The sequence below is a fragment of the Bifidobacterium aquikefiri genome (assembly GCF_002259795.1).
In the GTDB taxonomy this organism is placed as follows: domain Bacteria; phylum Actinomycetota; class Actinomycetes; order Actinomycetales; family Bifidobacteriaceae; genus Bombiscardovia; species Bombiscardovia aquikefiri.
Genome location: NZ_MWXA01000005.1, coordinates 660,144 through 676,987, shown reverse-complemented (window position 1 = coordinate 676,987; position 16,844 = coordinate 660,144). Strand labels below are relative to the sequence as shown.

Annotated in this window: 16 protein-coding genes; 11 read left to right on the top strand and 5 right to left on the bottom strand. The window is 52.5% G+C overall.

The annotated features are described in order from the left end of the window. Positions 1 to 204 precede the first annotated feature (204 nt). From lysS to BAQU_RS06765, 3 genes are read left to right on the top strand one after another with little or no spacing between them, the layout of a single operon-like run. Positions 205 to 1,836, top strand: coding sequence for a lysine--tRNA ligase (gene lysS / locus BAQU_RS06775; protein WP_211277136.1), 1,632 nt, complete (start codon positions 205 to 207; stop codon positions 1,834 to 1,836). A 59-nt stretch (positions 1,837 to 1,895) separates the two neighbouring features. Beyond that, positions 1,896 to 2,960, top strand: a complete 1,065-nt coding sequence (menA, locus tag BAQU_RS06770; RefSeq protein ID WP_094693821.1) for a 1,4-dihydroxy-2-naphthoate octaprenyltransferase — start codon at positions 1,896 to 1,898, stop codon at positions 2,958 to 2,960. A 58-nt stretch (positions 2,961 to 3,018) separates the two neighbouring features. After that, a complete protein-coding gene (locus tag BAQU_RS06765; RefSeq protein WP_094693819.1) occupies positions 3,019 to 3,759 on the top strand; it encodes a phosphoglyceromutase in 741 nt (246 codons plus the stop codon). Between the two features lie 282 nt (positions 3,760 to 4,041). Here the strand turns inward: BAQU_RS06765 and phoU are convergent, their stop codons facing one another. Next, entirely contained in the window at positions 4,042 to 4,722 is a 681-nt protein-coding gene (phoU, locus tag BAQU_RS06760; RefSeq protein ID WP_094693817.1) for a phosphate signaling complex protein PhoU, read from the bottom strand. A 239-nt stretch (positions 4,723 to 4,961) separates the two neighbouring features. Between phoU and BAQU_RS06755 the strand changes: the two genes are divergently transcribed. Next, positions 4,962 to 6,194, top strand: coding sequence for a sensor histidine kinase (locus BAQU_RS06755; RefSeq protein ID WP_244568458.1), 1,233 nt, complete (start codon positions 4,962 to 4,964; stop codon positions 6,192 to 6,194). A gap of 49 nt (positions 6,195 to 6,243) precedes the next feature. On the opposite strand, the gene BAQU_RS06750 is transcribed toward BAQU_RS06755, so the two are convergent. Beyond that, positions 6,244 to 6,498 carry a DUF2530 domain-containing protein gene (locus BAQU_RS06750; protein ID WP_094693815.1) on the bottom strand — a complete coding sequence of 85 codons (255 nt, stop codon included), beginning with the start codon at positions 6,496 to 6,498 and terminating at the stop codon, positions 6,244 to 6,246. Positions 6,499 to 6,573: 75 nt separating this feature from the next. Here BAQU_RS06750 and manA point away from each other — a divergent pair, with 75 nt between their 5' ends. After that, the gene (gene manA, locus BAQU_RS06745) at positions 6,574 to 7,971 is read left to right on the top strand and encodes a mannose-6-phosphate isomerase, class I (RefSeq protein WP_094694111.1); all 1,398 of its coding nucleotides are present in this window, start codon (positions 6,574 to 6,576) and stop codon (positions 7,969 to 7,971) included. Positions 7,972 to 8,081: 110 nt separating this feature from the next. Here the strand turns inward: manA and serC are convergent, their stop codons facing one another. Beyond that, positions 8,082 to 9,242 carry a phosphoserine transaminase gene (gene serC, locus BAQU_RS06740; RefSeq protein WP_094693813.1) on the bottom strand — a complete coding sequence of 387 codons (1,161 nt, stop codon included), beginning with the start codon at positions 9,240 to 9,242 and terminating at the stop codon, positions 8,082 to 8,084. 268 nt (positions 9,243 to 9,510) lie between these two features. Between serC and BAQU_RS06735 the strand changes: the two genes are divergently transcribed. The 3 genes from BAQU_RS06735 (at position 9,511) to BAQU_RS06725 (ending at position 12,852) form a co-directional block, all read left to right on the top strand. Continuing rightward, a complete protein-coding gene (locus tag BAQU_RS06735; protein WP_094693811.1) occupies positions 9,511 to 10,527 on the top strand; it encodes a CHAP domain-containing protein in 1,017 nt (338 codons plus the stop codon). Positions 10,528 to 10,705: 178 nt separating this feature from the next. Then, positions 10,706 to 11,476: a C40 family peptidase gene (locus tag BAQU_RS06730; protein WP_094693809.1), complete on the top strand. Its 771-nt coding sequence runs from the start codon at positions 10,706 to 10,708 to the stop codon at positions 11,474 to 11,476. A gap of 326 nt (positions 11,477 to 11,802) precedes the next feature. Further along, a complete protein-coding gene (locus BAQU_RS06725) occupies positions 11,803 to 12,852 on the top strand; it encodes a universal stress protein (protein ID WP_094693807.1) in 1,050 nt (349 codons plus the stop codon). 257 nt (positions 12,853 to 13,109) lie between these two features. Here the strand turns inward: BAQU_RS06725 and BAQU_RS06715 are convergent, their stop codons facing one another. Beyond that, on the bottom strand, positions 13,110 to 13,523 hold the full coding sequence (locus BAQU_RS06715) for an OsmC family protein (protein ID WP_094693803.1): 414 nt from the start codon (positions 13,521 to 13,523) through the stop codon (positions 13,110 to 13,112). 220 nt (positions 13,524 to 13,743) lie between these two features. On the opposite strand from BAQU_RS06715, the gene BAQU_RS06710 reads away from it, so the two are divergent. The 3 genes from BAQU_RS06710 (at position 13,744) to BAQU_RS06700 (ending at position 15,962) form a co-directional block, all read left to right on the top strand. After that, positions 13,744 to 14,619 (top strand): thymidylate synthase, encoded by an 876-nt coding sequence (locus tag BAQU_RS06710; RefSeq protein ID WP_094693801.1) that lies wholly within the window; start codon positions 13,744 to 13,746, stop codon positions 14,617 to 14,619. A gap of 47 nt (positions 14,620 to 14,666) precedes the next feature. Continuing rightward, on the top strand, positions 14,667 to 15,353 hold the full coding sequence (locus BAQU_RS06705) for a dihydrofolate reductase (protein WP_094693799.1): 687 nt from the start codon (positions 14,667 to 14,669) through the stop codon (positions 15,351 to 15,353). A gap of 87 nt (positions 15,354 to 15,440) precedes the next feature. After that, the gene (locus BAQU_RS06700) at positions 15,441 to 15,962 is read left to right on the top strand and encodes a low molecular weight protein-tyrosine-phosphatase (protein ID WP_094693797.1); all 522 of its coding nucleotides are present in this window, start codon (positions 15,441 to 15,443) and stop codon (positions 15,960 to 15,962) included. Positions 15,963 to 15,994: 32 nt separating this feature from the next. Here BAQU_RS06700 and BAQU_RS06695 read toward each other — a convergent pair whose 3' ends face one another. Continuing rightward, the gene (locus BAQU_RS06695) at positions 15,995 to 16,585 is read right to left on the bottom strand and encodes a hypothetical protein (RefSeq protein ID WP_094693795.1); all 591 of its coding nucleotides are present in this window, start codon (positions 16,583 to 16,585) and stop codon (positions 15,995 to 15,997) included. Positions 16,586 to 16,844: the final 259 nt, after the last annotated feature.

The window sequence follows — 16,844 nt, the reverse complement described above, 5'->3', positions numbered from 1 at the left end:
CCAAGATGCACGAAGTTCATGCGGCGACCAGAGGGTAAGGGCTTAAGAACACATATCGCTTGACGTACACTCTGCTCGTTACAATATGGCCGTATGACTCAGAACAGCGATTCCATACCAGTCCATGAGGCTGGCAAGCATGAGGGTGCAACGCAGGAAGCAATGAATATAACAGACGCAGCAGGTACAACGGCGAACGTTTCGATGGGCATAGAGGCAGAACAAGCCGAACAGCCAATGACAACGGTAGAGCGTGCCGAGCTCCTTCTCAAACAGGATGAGGCAATTCGCGACAATATCGATGGCGGTCAGGATCTTGACGCGGCCATTGATCCGACTAACAAGGAATTTGGTGCACAGGCTCACCCTGAGCAAGTGCAGATGCGCGTGGCAAAGCGCGCGTTGATGATCAAGGAAGGCATTGAGCCCTACCCGGTGCATCTCGATGTTACCGACACCATCGAGGCTGTTCGCAAGAAATATGATGGCACGCTCAAGCCAGGTGAAGAAACGGAAGACGTTGTTGGCGTTGCGGGGCGCGCCCTGTTCATCCGCAACGGTGGCGGACTGTGCTTCGTGAAGCTTTCAGCAGGCGATGGAACCACGTTGCAGGGCATGATCTCCAAACGCGAAGTCGGTGCTGAATCCTTGAAGCGTTTCAAGCAGCTTGCCGATTTGGGCGACCATCTCTACGTTCGTGGTCGTGTCGTCGCTTCCAAGACCGGCGAACTCTCCGTGTTTGCAACGGATTGGGCAATAGCTGCAAAGGCATTGCAGCCACTGCCGGCGCTGCATAAGGATCTGAACGAAGAACAGCGCACACGCAAGCCATACATCGGCATGATTGCCGATGAACGCATGCGCGACATGGTTCGCAGACGTTCAGCTGCAGTCGCATCGCTACGGCGCACCTTCGACCGCCATGATTTTTTGGAAGTCGAAACGCCCATGCTGCAAACGGTGCACGGTGGAGCGGCAGCCCGACCATTCACGACACACATGAATGCCTTCGACATTAATCTATTCCTTCGCATTGCACCTGAACTCTTCCTGAAGCGCTGCCTTGTCGGTGGCATTGAGCGCGTGTTCGAAATCAATCGAGACTTCAGAAATGAGGGCGTAGACGGCACTCACGCACCAGAATTCACCATGGTTGAGGCATATCAGTCATACGGAACCTACGACACCATCGGCGCTTTGGTCAAGGAACTCATTCAGACCACCGCCAAGGAAGCCTTTGGCTCAACGCAGGTGACACTGCAAGACGGCACGCCTTATGATTTCGGCGGCCAGTGGAAGTCCATGACGATGTATGGTTCCCTTTCCGAGGCTCTTGGCGAAGAGATCACTCCCGAAACGAGCGTCGAGCATCTTCGCAAGATTGCAGACAAGCTGGGTCTGGAACAGGAGACGGCCGAGAATCATGGCAAGCTGGTCGAGCATCTGTGGGAACACTTCTGGCAAGACAAGCTCTATGAGCCAACATTTGTTCGTGATTTCCCGGTTGAGACCTCTCCATTGGTCAAGTCGCACCGTAGCATCCCGGGAGTTGTCGAGAAATGGGATCTATATGTGCGCGGTTTTGAGCTTGCTACCGGATACTCCGAATTGAACGATCCGGTGGTGCAGCGTCAACGCTTCGTCGAGCAGGCAAAAATGGCCTTGGCTGGCGATGTCGAGGCGATGGACATTGATGAGGACTTCCTGGAGGCGCTCGGTGTGGGTATGCCTCCTGCAGGCGGCATGGGCATGGGCATTGATCGTCTGCTGATTGCGCTCACAGGTGCAACAATCCGTGAAACCATTACCTTCCCATTGGTCAAGCCGCTAAACTGAGCAGTCGATCATAACGAACGCGTTCAGCTTGCGCTGAAGAGGGGCAAGACGGGGTGAACATGACAAAGCCGGAAGATAGCACAGGGCAGGCAGATACTACGGCATCGCACACTGATACCATCAGGAATCTCGGCACCCGTTCGCTCTGGGTGCAGGCATTTCGTCCACGCACCCTTCCAGCGAGCATAGCGCCGGTGTTTGTCGGCATCGCCTCGGTCATCCCTGTATTCCACAAACTGCTCACCTGCGTCGACATCTATCCGAAGCCGCATCAATGCGTGGTGAACGAACAGATGTATCAACAGGCGATGGGTCGTTTCTGGTTCGTTGCCGTGGCGTGCATAGTGGTGGCGCTGTTCTTTCAGATCGCCGTGAATTTTGCGAACGATTATTCCGATGGCGTTCGTGGAAGTGACAACGAGCGTAGCGGTGACGAACAGGCCAGTGACAAGCCTCAGCGCCTTGTTGCCAGCGGTGTCACACCCAAATATGTCCTTGCCGCAGCAGCAATTTCAGCGTTGATTGCTGCAATTGCGGGCATAATCGCCATCGTGCTGACCGGCCATTACTGGTTTCTTGCCGTTGGCCTAGCCTGCTTGGCAGCGTGCTGGTTCTATACGGGTGGCAAGCATCCATACGGATACATTGGGCTTGGTGAGCTTTCGGTCTTTCTCTTCTTTGGAATCGCAGCAACGCTGGGCACGCAATATCTGCTTGCCGGAGCAGTGGACCGGATGGGGATTCTTGGCGCAATCAATACCGGGTTGCTTTCCAGTGTGATGCTCATGGTCAACAACATTCGTGACATCGACGATGATCTGATCTCGGGCAAACGTACTCTGGCCTCCAGGCTAGGACACACGTGGGCCCAACGTTCGGTGTATCTGATGCTGGTGATTCCAGTTGCAACGGTTATCTTCTTTGCGGTTATCTCGATACTTGCCGGTGGTCTGTGGTGGCTCGTTGCAATGCTCGCGCTACTGAATGTGGCGTGTGCGACGATTGCGGTGCGCACTCTGCATGGTTCCAATCCGCATAAATTCGGCAAAGCCTTGGCATTCAGCGGCTTCATACTGCTAAGTTACGCCGCCGTGCACGTTGTCACCATGCTGGAATTGTTGTAGGGAAGCACCGTTGTCCATGCAGTCTGACGGTCAAAGTGTCCCTTTACAATAGCGAGGTATGACATACAAACTAGTTCTGCTCCGGCATGGCCAGAGCGCATGGAATAAAACCAATCAATTCACAGGCTGGGTCGATGTTCCTCTGACCGAGCAGGGTGTCGAAGAGGCGAAGAATGGTGGCGAACTTCTTGCCAAGCGCGACGTTCTTCCTGACATTGTCTTCACTTCACTGTTGAGAAGGGCAATCAACACAGCAAACTATGCGTTGGATGCTGCGGACCGCCTCTGGATTCCAGTGAAGCGTTCTTGGAGACTCAACGAGCGTCATTATGGTGCCTTGCAGGGCAAGGACAAGAGCCAGATTCGTGAAAAGTACGGCGATGAGCAGTTCATGACCTGGCGTCGTTCCTACGGCACTCCGCCACCAGAGATCGATCCTGATGACGAGTTTTCACAGGAAGGTGATCCACGCTATGCGGGCGAGCCGGTTCCTAAGACCGAGGCACTCGCAAACGTTGTTGAGCGAGTGACACCGTATTGGAAGAGCGAAATCATTCCTGAGCTCAAGGCAGGGAAGACGGTATTGATTGCCGCCCATGGCAATTCACTCCGTGCAATCGTCAAGATGCTCGACGGTCTGAGTGAAGAGGAGATTTCCAAGGTCAATATTCCTACCGCCATTCCGTTGCTGTACGAACTTGATGACAACTTCAAGCCAATCAAGCCTCGCGGTGAATATCTTGACCCAGCAGCTGCGGCTGCAGGTGCTGCAGCCGTTGCAGCGCAAGGTCAGAAGTAAGCAGCGTTACGCAGATGCAGGGCTGGTATATCTAGGCACTCACAAAAAATCCTCCAGAAGCCATTTCTGGAGGATTTTTCATCGTTTCGTGCGTTCCCTTTTCATCGTTTCGTGCGTTCCCCTTTTGTCATCTCGAGCGGAGGCGCGTAGCGCCGTAGTCGAGAGATCTCCACTGGTTGATTCCAAAGGGTGAGATCTCTCGACTACGGCTACGCCTCCGCTCGTGATGACAAAAAGGGAACGCTCGAGATGACAAAGGGGCGTGATGACCGAAAAGCCGCTTTAATCAGGATCTTGATCGGTTGTAGTTTCCGGTTCCTTGCTTGGATCGAAGCCCGAGACGATATAGACAACGCGACGAGCTGCTGAAACGGCGTGGTCCCCAAGGCGCTCCATGAAGCGAGCTATCAGAATGAGATCAATGACCTGCTGCTTCGAACCAGACCAATCTTCGGCAAGTGCCAGATCAAAGGTCTGATGATGAAGCTCATCAAGTTTGTCGTCATCGATGATGATCTGCTCGGCAGTCGTTGCACTGCGATCTGACATCATCTTCACCAGGCGATCGGCTGTCATGATGAGGAATTCCTGCATCTGGGTGAACAGCTCGGTGCACTCAGGAGGCAGGGTTGGTTGTGGATAGGTTCTACGAGCGGTCTCTGCAATATGGCGGGCCAAGTCGCCCATGCGTTCAAAGGTTGCCGCGAGTCTGAGTGTAGATACGATCACACGTAGATCGGTGGCAACTGGGCTTTGCTTCGCCAGCAATCTGATGCACTGTTCGATGATGCTCGATTCAAGGGCATCGATTTCTATGTCGCCATCAATGACTGTTTGGGCTGCCTCAATGTCCGATTTAAGAAGCGCATCTCCGGCGCCATTAATAGCCTTCCGAACATCCTGTACCATGTGGTCGAGGTCGTCGGAGACTTGTGCAAGCTCCTCGTTGAAAATTACGCGCATTTCGTATGCCTTCCTGGATTCTGATTCTCCCTCTTAAGTCTATTAGTCTAGCGGCATATATTGCCACACGCTTCAACAAATGACACCAGAAGTTCGCCTTGTGTTCATATGTGAGGCACGCAGATATCATGTAAACTGTGTGTGCCCAGCATTCATGACATAGTTTCGAGCAGTTTGGAATTGCAATCTCGAATATGCATGGTTTCTGGATTCAACGGCATTTCGAGGGGAATTCGGTGATGAATGCATTGGTGAAGCATCTTATGAAAGTGTTTACATGGCGAAGGCTGAGCAAATCAGACGACTATGAGGATTCCTCAGAGGAATCCGATGATCTCGATGAATCTACTGCAGCATTGCTCTCCATGCTGCCCAATGCGTCAATTGTCGTAGATCGGCAGAACGAGGTCGTCAGATCCAGTCCTCAGGCGTATATGCTTGGTATCGTTGCGAATGACGAAATAGTGCAGCCACAGGTCCTCGAAGCCATAGAGCGCATTCGACAGTCCGGTGGCAAGACCAAGTTTGACTTGGAAACTCAGACCCCACAGGAATTCATGGGTGCAACCGAGGTTCTGATCGACTCCGCCTTTCCTGCTAAAGATGTGCAGAGGGGATCGCTGGCACAGGAACGCACAGCTTCGAATGCCGGCAATGCCGATGAACTTCAAACGACTTCGCGCCCTAACTGGTTGAAAATAACCGTGGGCAGGATCAATCGTGACTTTGTGGTCGTACTGCTGGCAGATGTCAGTGAAACGATACGATTTGCCCAAACGCGAGACTCCTTCATTGAAAATGTCTCCGAACAGCTGCAGAAGCCTACATCTGCATTGTCTCAACTGGCGCTTGATCTTGAACACGCCAAGAGTTCAAGTCCAGAGGTTCGTAGGGATGCAGAGCTGGTACGCAAGCATTGCGCTCACCTTGAGCATATGGTTTCTGATTTGATGCTGCTGATGAAGGTTCAGGAGCCGATTGTCGCCAGTGCAAAAAATAGAATCAACCTTCTTCAGCTTGCCCGCGATGTTGCCGGGCAGCTCGCGAGCAAAGCCGAAGCTGCGCATATTGCGCTTCATGTGGGTGGCAGCGAGGGAGTTATCGTCAATGGCGACAGTGAGCAAATCAAGGCAGCACTCGTCAAATTGGTTGAGAACGCCATGGGGTATTCGCCATCTGGCTCATCGGTCAACATTGCAGTTTCCCAGAGCAAGGATGGCGAGCATGCTTTGCTCCATGTGTTGGATCAAGGCATTGGTATTCCAAAAGACGAGCAGCGACAGGTTTTCGAACGATTCTATCGAGGCTCTCACCAGACTGATGCCACGCACGAAGGCATCGGACTGGGACTGGCAATTGTAAAGCATGTGGTACTTACACACCATGGTTCGGCAACCCTATGGAGTTCGCAAGGGCATGGCAGCACCTTCAGCATGGTGTTCCCACTTGCTCCGCAGCACACGGAGCAGTGAGGTCACTGAGCCGCATGAAATGCGCTGCACATCGTGAACCTGCGTGGTCTTACTCGGCGAGCCTGCGATAATTCCAGCGATTGAAGAATTCCCAAATCAACAGCATGATGCCTATCGCCACACCAGATGCGCTCACGCCGATGGCAGGCTTGACATCTACGCCACAGATTTCGAGAATGGCAAAGAAAATGAGAGCTGCAAACCATACGATGGTGCCAATTATAAATATCCTTCGCAAATCAACTTGAACCGGCTTCGGTGACGGTCTGCGCGCTTTCTGCGAAAAAATTGGTGCAAGCTTCATGCCCTTCAGTGTATATCTCGGGGTAACCTTGACGGGTGTCGTGCTTTAGTATGATGCAGGAAGGGGGGGGTGCCGTTGTATCGAATCGAAGCCGTTCCCAAGCATTATGCCTGGGGTTCCAAAACTCGCCTGCAGGCGATGTTTCACCTGCAGCCAGGTGAGCAACGGAACGCAAGACTTGCAGAAATGTGGTTCAGCGGTCATCCACAGTCGCCGTCACCTCTGACCTTGTCCAATGGTGAGCAGCATGACCTGCTCAGTGAGATTCATGCCGATCCGGTTGCGATGGTAGGGGAGCAGGCATCACAGGAGTTCGGGCCGGTAATGCCCTATCTGTTCAAGATCATTTCCGCCGAGATTCCTCTGTCACTTCAGGTTCATCCGGTGGATTTTGAGGCTCGAGCGGGATTCAATCGTGAGAATGATCTGAACATTGCTCTTGATGCCCCGGAACGATCGTTCAAGGATTCACTGGCTAAGAACGAAATGCTGGTGGCGCTTGAACCATTTTCCGCCTCGGTCGGTTTTGCACCGCTGGCCGAACAGCTTCGTCTCTTGCGGGCAGTCGATCATCCGATCGCCCGCAACATGGTTCATGCGTTGACGGCGCGGACTTTTCATGTTGGACAACCCCCACAGGAATATGCTGCCTGCGATGTGATGATGCCCATGTCTTCGATTGCATGGCCAGACTCTCGCAGACGTATTTTTCGCGCCTTTCATGTTGCCATAACGGCACCTGCAGTCGAGGCGGGTTCTCTTGAGACAGCACTGCGGCACACGCTCGAGAATCTTCCTGAACTGGGAAGATCGCAGGGAGCATTGTATAATGCCATCGAGGCTGCGCAGGCTTTCGAGACGGATGCTTCGGTACTGTGCCTATTGATGATGAATCCCGTTGAGTTGGCAGAAGGCGAGTCGGTCTATATTCCTGCAGGTTTGCCACACGCATATATCCACGGTACTGCTGCCGAAATCATGACCAACTCCGATAATGTTCTGCGAGCTGGAATGACTGTAAAGCATAAGGACATTGCGAATCTCTTGCACAGTTTGAATTGTCAGCCGGCAGCACCCATCGATCCTTCAAGTTCGGCATTTGCGGCCTTGGCCATCCAAGATCTGATCACCTATCGCCCAAAGATTTCTGAATACATGCTTGCCTATGGACGTGTCGACAATGCTTCTGGGGCGTGGCCCATTGCCGGTAGGCTGATCCAGCGCTATGGCGAGCTCATGCAGAAATATGGTCCGCAACGGCTTCAGTTGCCCTCGAATGGCCCGCGTGTGCTGCTGTGCACGGAAGGTTCATTGCAATGCACGACTGCCCGGCGGTGTGTGCAGCTGACCCAGGGCGAGGCGGTGTTTATTCCCGCTGAGGATGGCCATGTCGAAATTGGTGTGAACACCAAAGCGGGAACGGATTCCCGCGACTCCCAGGGATCGTATCTTTTCGCGTCAACGCCATTCTGATGATTGCATACACCAATTGCATACACCAAGAGATAAAAAACCGAGCAATACTTGCAAAGTGCGCAAAGCATTGCTCGGCTTTTCCCGTTCTCGAAAGCCATGAGAATTTCTCACATGTGGGCAACGACGTAGTCCACACAGTTGAGCAACGCCTCAACGTCGCGAGGTTCAACCGAAGGGAACACACCGATGCGGAGCTGATTTCTGTGCAGACCTCGGTAACCGGAAACATCAACGATGCCATTTTGGCGGAGTACGCCGAGAATCTGGTCGACGTTGATCATGTCGTCAACATCGATGGTCGCCACAGAGTGGGAACGAGATTCGGCATCCTTCACAAATGGCTGTGCGTAGGGGACTCTATCTGCCCAATCGTAGATAAGAGAAGCCGACTTGCTGCATCGAGCGGTTGACCATGCAAGACCGCCGTTGTCGTTGAGCCATTGGATTTGGTTGTTCATCAGGATGAAATTGCCAACGGCAGGTGTGTTGAGTGTCTGATCCTTGCGGGCATTGTTCAAAGCCTTGGTCAGAGACAGGAACGAAGGAACCCAGCGTGTTGCACCGTCCAGCTTCGCCGCCTCCTCGATCTGGCTGGCGCGTTCAATTGCCGCAGGGGAAAGAATGGCGAACCAGATACCACCCTCTGAGCCGAAAGCTTTCTGGGGTGAGAAGTAATACACGTCGGTCTGTGAGATATCGATTTCGATCGCGCCAGCAGCGCTGGTGCCATCGACTATGGTCAAGGCAGACTCTGGAAGACCTTCGGGCGCTGTCTGCAAGCCGTGGATGCGTCTGACGGGTGCATTGACTCCGGTAGAGGTTTCATTGTGTGCCCAGCAATAGGCATCAACGCCTTCCGTAGGTTTCGGCAAGGTGTATGTGCCCATTGGTGACTCATAGACGACCGGCTTTTCGAGAAATGGAGCATTGGCTGCGCAATCTGCGAATTTCTTCGTGAATGAGCCATAGACGCCAAATGCTGCCCTGCGACTGATCAAGCATGCGCAGGCCATATCCCAAAAGGCCGTTGAACCGCCATTGCCAAGAGCAATCTCGTAGCCATCGGGAAGATTGAAAAGCTCGCAGAGCCCATCCTTGATTGAGGCGACAATATGCTTCACCGGTGCCTGACGATGAGAGGTACCAAGAATGGTCTTCCACTCGTCAGACAGCTCGCTCATCTGATCGTGACGGATTTTGCTTGGTCCAGAGCCGAAACGGCCGTCTTCTGGCAGAAGTTTCTCGGGAATCGTCAAGTTATTGGTCATACCGTCAACCCTAATCAGACCGATGGATTGACTTTCCGCGTGTCGCGGAAGAACTTTCTTGCTTATGTTACGTGAAGGAAGGTGAGGGAAAGGTATTCATTTTCTTGATTTTCGAAGGTCTAGGGTCTCCTTGCAGGCATTCGGCAGCAATTGCCGTAACACCATTTCGATTGGACGTTCGACACAATGTAGTTGTATTCTCATCTATTGGAGTCATCCAACAGGGTGGTTGCAATAGCTATTTCGTAGACGTTCAGGAGTTGTATCAATGAGACATGCTTCGCATGGCAAGGCCTCGTCCGAAGTTTTACGCAATGTAAAAACTACCGGTTCGAGACATTCTGCCGCTCATAGCGCAGCCCATGGTGTCAGCCGCAAGGCGCACGGATCTCATTCCTCCCGGGTGCTCTCACAACGCCAGTCTTCGTCAGCCCAACTCGTTCCGGCACTTGCTGCTGGTTCATCCCTTAACCTTTCACAAATCGAATTGGCAGTGACCACGCGTCTCAATCAAATGTCGCCGGTCACTAGGCGGTCCTTCAGAGAAGCCGCGCGGCGCAAGACACGAAAATCTCAGATGATGGCGGGAACTGCTCTTGCAGCATTGTTCGGGACCGCCGCGACTGCAATGGTTGTACTCGGACCCAATGATCAGACCTTGGTAGCACATGCGTCACAGACCTCCAGCTCACAAACGATTACCGATGCCTCAAACGGGACTTCGCAAGAAGATGTGTCGCGTTCCGAATCACGTGCGGCTCTGGATAAGGAGACGGTGTCAACCAATGGCGGCACCGGTTCCTGGGCGATGAGCGACGACAAAGTCGATGTTTCCAAGCTTTCTCGATCCAAGGCTCAGAATTCAACGGTTGCAAATCTGATGGATGCCGATGCGTCAGTCGTTCCGGCCGGATTCAATGCTGATCATGCCACTGGAGACACCGGGAATGCCTATGAATTCAGTCAGTGCACCTGGTGGGTATATACGCGTCGCCACCAGCTTGGGCTGCCTGTCGGCTCACATTTCGGCAATGCATATCAATGGGCTACTTCGGCCAAGGCGCTGGGCTATTGGGTTGATAACACGCCTCGGCATGTGGGCGATATTATAGTGTTCCGTCAGGGGCAGGAAGCCTCCTCGACTGCATATGGGCATGTTGCCATCGTGGAGAAAATCAATGCCGATGGATCAATCGTCACATCGGAATCAGGCGAAGTCATGGCAGGCAAGACTTATTCCAGAACGTTGGCCAACGTTCACGACTTCGAATACATTCACTACTGAGCTGCTTTGCGCGGGTTCTCAGTGAGTCATGTCACTGAGGGCACTTCTTGGATGCTTTGGATTTTTCGTTGTTTTGGATTCTTCATTGTTTTGAGCTATTCAATGCTGCTGTAGATTTCACTGGTTTTTTGGAACTTGGGTTTGAGAGATCAGCTTCGTGTGCTAATGTGTCATTTCGATGAAGATAACTAGGAAATCCATAGCAATTATTGTGGCGACAGCTGCAGCAAGCTCCATGTTGTCCTTTGCTGCGCCTGTTGCGGGGGCTGCAACTAATACTGCCGTGACATCCTCACGTTCATTCCCGAAGGTGAATGCGCCTAGGAAGAATCTCCTTGCCGAATCAACCTCGACCGATGTCGAGAAGAACAGCAATTGGGGCGGTTTGGGATCCATGAGTGTTCCCAAGACGAAGTCCACAGCCGAAAAGGACGCTGCTGCAAAGGCCAAGCAAGAGGAGCAGGCACGTGTTGCCGCCGCCGCAGCTGCCCAGCAGGCAGAAGCTGCAAGCCGTAGTTCCGCTCGCACATCGACAAGTACCTCTACGAATACTTCGACGACTACGACCGAACAGTTCACCGTAACTCCTCCGAATGCCAAGACTGCCGCTGCATTGGTGTCATATGCCAATCAGTTCATCGGTCAGGTCCCTTACATTTATGGCGGTTCTACTACCAGCGGGTGGGATTGCTCAGGCTTCGTGATGTATGTCTATGCTCAATTCGGTATCAGCCTTCCTCACTCATCGGGCGCTCAGGCATCTGCCGGCACTGCAGTCGCCAGCCTCGCAGAGGCTCAGCCAGGCGACATCATTGCCAATAGTGCCCACGCGGGTATCTATATTGGCAACAACATGGTCGTTAATGCGCTCAATCCATCAAAGGGAACCACAACGACTGCTGTCAGTGTCGCTTTTACCGGCTCATACTCGATTCGCCGTCTGCTCTAACCCCCCTGAAGTGGGTTGACCAGTTCATTGTGAACTTGCAGAAGTATAAAATTGTTTTTTGGGCATAATTGTCCCCATATTTCCTCAATAACTGAGGTTTCTACTGTGCTGAGTTCACAATGAGCGGCGGTTCGCCTTTCTTGGGGTGCATTTGAATGCTCGAAGTTGCGATATTGACCTGATACCATGAAAAAAGGCCGTAACATCGAAATTCAAAGGGGAAACAACGATTTCGATTGGTTGAAAACGCCGTTTTGCAACATCCAGCGGTATTCTATTGGTAGAACGTGCCTAGCAGCACCGTTCACTAACCCAAGGAGGTCGTAATGGTTAACGACAAGGCAATACTCGTCGGGGTTGACGGGTCGGATGCAAGCTATAAAGCCACTTGGTGGGCCGCGAATTACGCCAAACATGCGGGATTGATGCTGCAGATCGTATGTGCATATTCACTTCCCAGTTATGCTGCCGTTTCGTTTGATGCAACGTACACGGCACTTGGTGATGACAACGCTGCCCATTCGGATGCGCAGGAGATTCTTTCGCGGGCGAAAGCAATTGCCGACGACCAGGGAGTTGAAGCGGCCACTTTGATAGTCACTGGCGACCCTGCTTCCGTCTTCGTTGAGCTCTCTAGAAATTATAATCTGATAGTGATTGGTAACCGCGGCAAGGGGGGTTTGGCGGAGCGACTTCTGGGCACAACGAGCTCAAGCCTTCCGGCATATGCATATTGCCCGATTGTAGTGGTTCCGTACACCGATGATGACGGTAATCTGATGCATTTGAACAATACGATTTCGAAGATTGCAGTTGGTTCGGATGAATCGAAGTGGGGGCTGAAGGCATTGGAGATTGCTGCAGGATTCGCCAATGGCTGGGGAGCTGAGCTGAACGTACTTTCTGCCGTTCCGAACATTGATGGACTTACAGGATCCGACTCGGCCGAGGAACGCGGTGTCATGGAATCCTACATGGAAGATCTGGATGCACGCATCAAGCCGTTGCAGGTGCTCTATCCAAATCTTCGCGTCTACAAGTCAATCGTTCCCGGCTCAGCAGTCAATGCACTTACCAAGGCAAGCCACAATTACGACGTGGTCGTCGTGGGTTCTCGTGGCCGTGGTGGCTTCACCGGTCTGTTGCTGGGCTCCACGAGTCAGGGATTGTTGCAGCATGCTGTATCACCCGTGTATGTGGTTCCTCGCAAATATGTTGAGGCTGCCGAATCCGGTGATAAGAACAAGAATGCCGCGAGCATGACGGCGATGTCACTCGATCAGATAAGTGGTGTCGAGAGCATCGATGTCGAGAAGGCTGATCCTGAGCAGATTCGCGATATCGAAGAGCACATCGATCCCCTGCATAAGGATTGAAATAAGTAGTGAAATAGGTATCAACAATAGATACTGACAAGTCGGAGAATCATGCAGTTTCAACTGCGGAGATTGTACCGGCATACAGGGATGGCCCAGAGCGATAAGCTCTGGGCCATCTTTGATGTGAGATCTCTCCCTTCGACTCACTACGTTCGCTCAGGGCAGACTAACTACACTCCGCTCGAGATGGCGGGGAGACACTTTTTGCCTATGACCCAGCAATCAGTGCAACGGTTTCAGCAGTCACAGGATACTCAGTGACGAACCGTGACATTCAATCGGACTGGTTCTTCTCTCTCCATGCTGTGCTTGACGGTGCAGGATTTGTCAATGTGGCGAATGATGCGCTCTTTGAGCTTATCCGCATCGGCATCGCTCAAGTTCGCATCGGTTGCATCGACGGTCAGTTGCTCGTCGAATGAGAGGAACACGTCATCGTCGTCATCGTAAGCGCCATCAACCACGATATGAGCGCCTGCACCCTCGCCCAGAACGCTTTCAATCGCAAAGCGGCTCGATAGAGCGCCACAGGCTGCCAGGGAAATCTTCAGCAGGTCTCCGGGGGAGAAGAGGCCCTTGCCCTTGCCGAACTTGGCATGAGCGCCATCTTCAGAGAAGGCGTCCCAAGAACCATCCTTATTGCGTTCTACCCATAATCTTTTTCCCATGATTCCTCCTATTGCCACTACTGCTGCATGCCGCCGCTATGGCCGCATGCACTTCGTCGAAGAGCGCTGTCTCAGCTTGGTGCGAGACCGAAGAATAATAAAGCCATCATTGTTCAGTCGCATCGCTAACTACATAATCTATCGTCTTGCGTCGTCATTGCCAGGTTACGCTTCCAGCTTTTCTGAAAAGCACTCCGGTGCATCGATTAGATTAGTGCGTATGGCTTTAACGCAATCGCAACTTGATGACATTCGAACACGCATTCCGCAGTCACCTTCGACGGATATTTCGACCCCCTATGAGGATCTGCTACGAAAAATACTTGAAGAGGGAACTCTGAAATCGGATCGTACGGGGACAGGTACGATTTCTCTCTTCGGTCAGCAGATGCGATTCGACATTCATGATTCGTTCCCATTGTTGACCACAAAACGTGTGTTCTTCCGCGGACTTGCCTTGGAGCTGCTTTGGTTCCTCAAAGGTTCCAGCAATGTGCACTGGCTTCAGGATCGTAATGTCCACATCTGGGACGAATGGGCTGACCCAGAGACAGGAGAGCTTGGACCGGTCTATGGGGTTCAGTGGAGAAGTTGGCCAGCACCGACGGCGGAGAATCCAAATCGAACCATAGATCAGATTTCCAACGTACTGAATCTGATCCGCACACAACCCGATTCACGACGCATGATTGTGAGCGCCTGGAACCCCGCCGAAGTCGAAAAGATGGCGCTGCCCCCATGCCATGCACTGTTCCAGTTCTATGTCGCTGACGGCCGTTTAAGCTGCCAGCTCTATCAGCGGTCCTGCGACATGTTCCTCGGCGTCCCGTTTAACATTGCCTCGTATGCACTACTGACCCGCATGATTGCGCAGCAGACTGGTCTCGAACCCGGTGAATTCGTATGGACCGGCGGAGACTGCCATATCTATGACAACCATATTCCTCAGGTCTTGGAACAGCTTTCGCGCGAACCATACCCGTATCCTCAGTTGGAGCTGGACATGGCATCGTCATTGTTTGAATATGAGTACGAGAATTTCCATATTCTTAACTACCGGCATCACGAGACGATCAAGGCGCCGATCGCGGTCTGAGGGACTTATTAGCATTGTGCAGACAGGCAACAAGGAGCGATGTATAGATGGAGCACGAGAGTAGTAGCCATAACGGCTATCACGAACCCAAGCCCGGAAGAGCCGGGCGATATGATCAGGAAAACGACTGGAGCGATCCAGAAGAGTCCCGGGGTGATCATCAAGATGGCCATTTCTCGGTCAATCTGATTTGGGCACAGGCAACAAGCAAAAATGGCCGACAGAATGCCATAGGTTTTCAAGGCGGCATGCCGTGGCATCTTTCTGAGGACTTGAAGCGTTTCAAGGAACTCACCATCTCTCATCCAGTGATCATGGGACGAAAGACATGGGAATCGCTTGGTGAGGGATACCGACCTCTGAAGAACAGGGACAACATTGTAGTTTCCAGAAACGTTCATTATCGTGCGCAGGGTGCGACGGTCGTAGAAGACATTGATGCGGCACTATGCATAGCGGGTCAGGAGTCGATCCCAGACGATGGCATAGACCGCAGCGAGATATGGATCATTGGCGGTTCTCAGCTCTTCCAGGCGGCATTGCCTCATGCAGATAAGGCCTATGTCACCGAGATCCGCACTGAGGTGGACGCAGATACATTTGCGCCGGATATTCTGCAACTCGTTGATGCCGGTCTGTGGCGATTGGACAATGAAACCCCATGGATTCAACCTCGCGATGTCACGAGCGCGATATCCGATTTTCGTTTTGTGAGATATGAGCGAGTGCGTTGAATTTTCAGCAGTAGTGGTACTGAGTCATAGGCATTCATGAAGGCAACACCAGGGTTCGAACCTGAATAAGGAGATTGAGTCATCACCATGACCGCAGAACAGCATCCATATACCGTGATGACAGTGTGCACAGGCAATATCTGCCGTTCCCCCATGGCTGAGATCATTCTGAGGCATTTCTTCGAAGAGCGTGGTCTGGACGCTTCGCAGGTACGCGTAGAGTCCAGTGGCGTCAGTGATGAGGAATACGGCAATCCCATTGACAGACGTGCACAGCGCGTGCTGAAGGAGCGGGGTTACGAGATTCCGCGAGACCATTTCGCCCATCGCATCACGCACGAAGAAATCGCAGAATCAGATCTGCTGCTGCCGATGACTGCCGCTCACATGCGCGCCTTGCTGCGCCTGCTACCGGCAAACAAGCGTGCGGAGGTGCATCTCTATCGCAGTTTCGATCCCAATCTTCCAACACCTGCCCCTGGGCACGACGACGAGCTTGATCTTGTCGACCCTTGGTATGGAGGTCCTCACGAATTCGAAGTTGCAATCGACCAGATCGAAGAGGTGGCGCCATACGTCGTCGCGTGGGTTACGAGCAAGCTTCAATAGGGTTCAATAGATTCAATGGCTTCCACCGCAGCCTAACGTTCCTGCCATCCCACTTGTGCTGTTGCCGTCGCATCGTCTGACGATATTGTCTGCTGGCCTGTGCGTCTGCGTTCAGGAACACAGTATTGAGGATGAGACTCTGCCCATTCCTCGAACTGCTGTGAGAGCCTCGCATTGTCTTTCAGCATGCGCACCATTGGCATAACTCCAAGGAATACAAAAGCACATGCACAGAGTAGTGCAATGGCGATGATTGCCAGACGCGGTCCGATTGCACTTGGTGCAAAGATTGCGCATACCATTGCAAGCAGGGCAATGAAGGAATACAGTATTCGCTTCATCACAACGCCAAGATGCCGGGAATTTCCATTGAGCTTGGTGATGAGCGCTATTTCGGCATCCAATTCCTCTTCGCTCAGACGCATGGCCTGATCATCCAAATCACCAAGCGTTGATTCCACCTGATTGGGATTATGATACGTCAGCTGTTCTTTGTGCAGATTGCGCAGGGCAACGGCAGCAGAATACTTCGGGCGGTATTTCATCGCGATCCAGATGACCGTACCGACACCGGCCACGGTGAGTGCGAACATCGCGGCGATATAGAGATAGGTGAACAGCATAGGAACAGTCTTGCAGCGTGCTGCGACCGGCGTCGTCGCGATGGATGCAGCGTTCCTGGCTGACTCGCCCAACACTGCTCTGGCTCGAAGACTGCAAAAAGAAGCAATGCAGCAATAATGTCATTCTCCCAGTTCACTCGGCATCGCGCTTTGACAGCTCTCGGATGCATGGAAGGCGGAAATCACAGCTGTGCCCTAGATGCTCGTCGCGACAAGAAGAGCGAATATTGAGCTTTTAGAAAATATCGAAGCTTATATA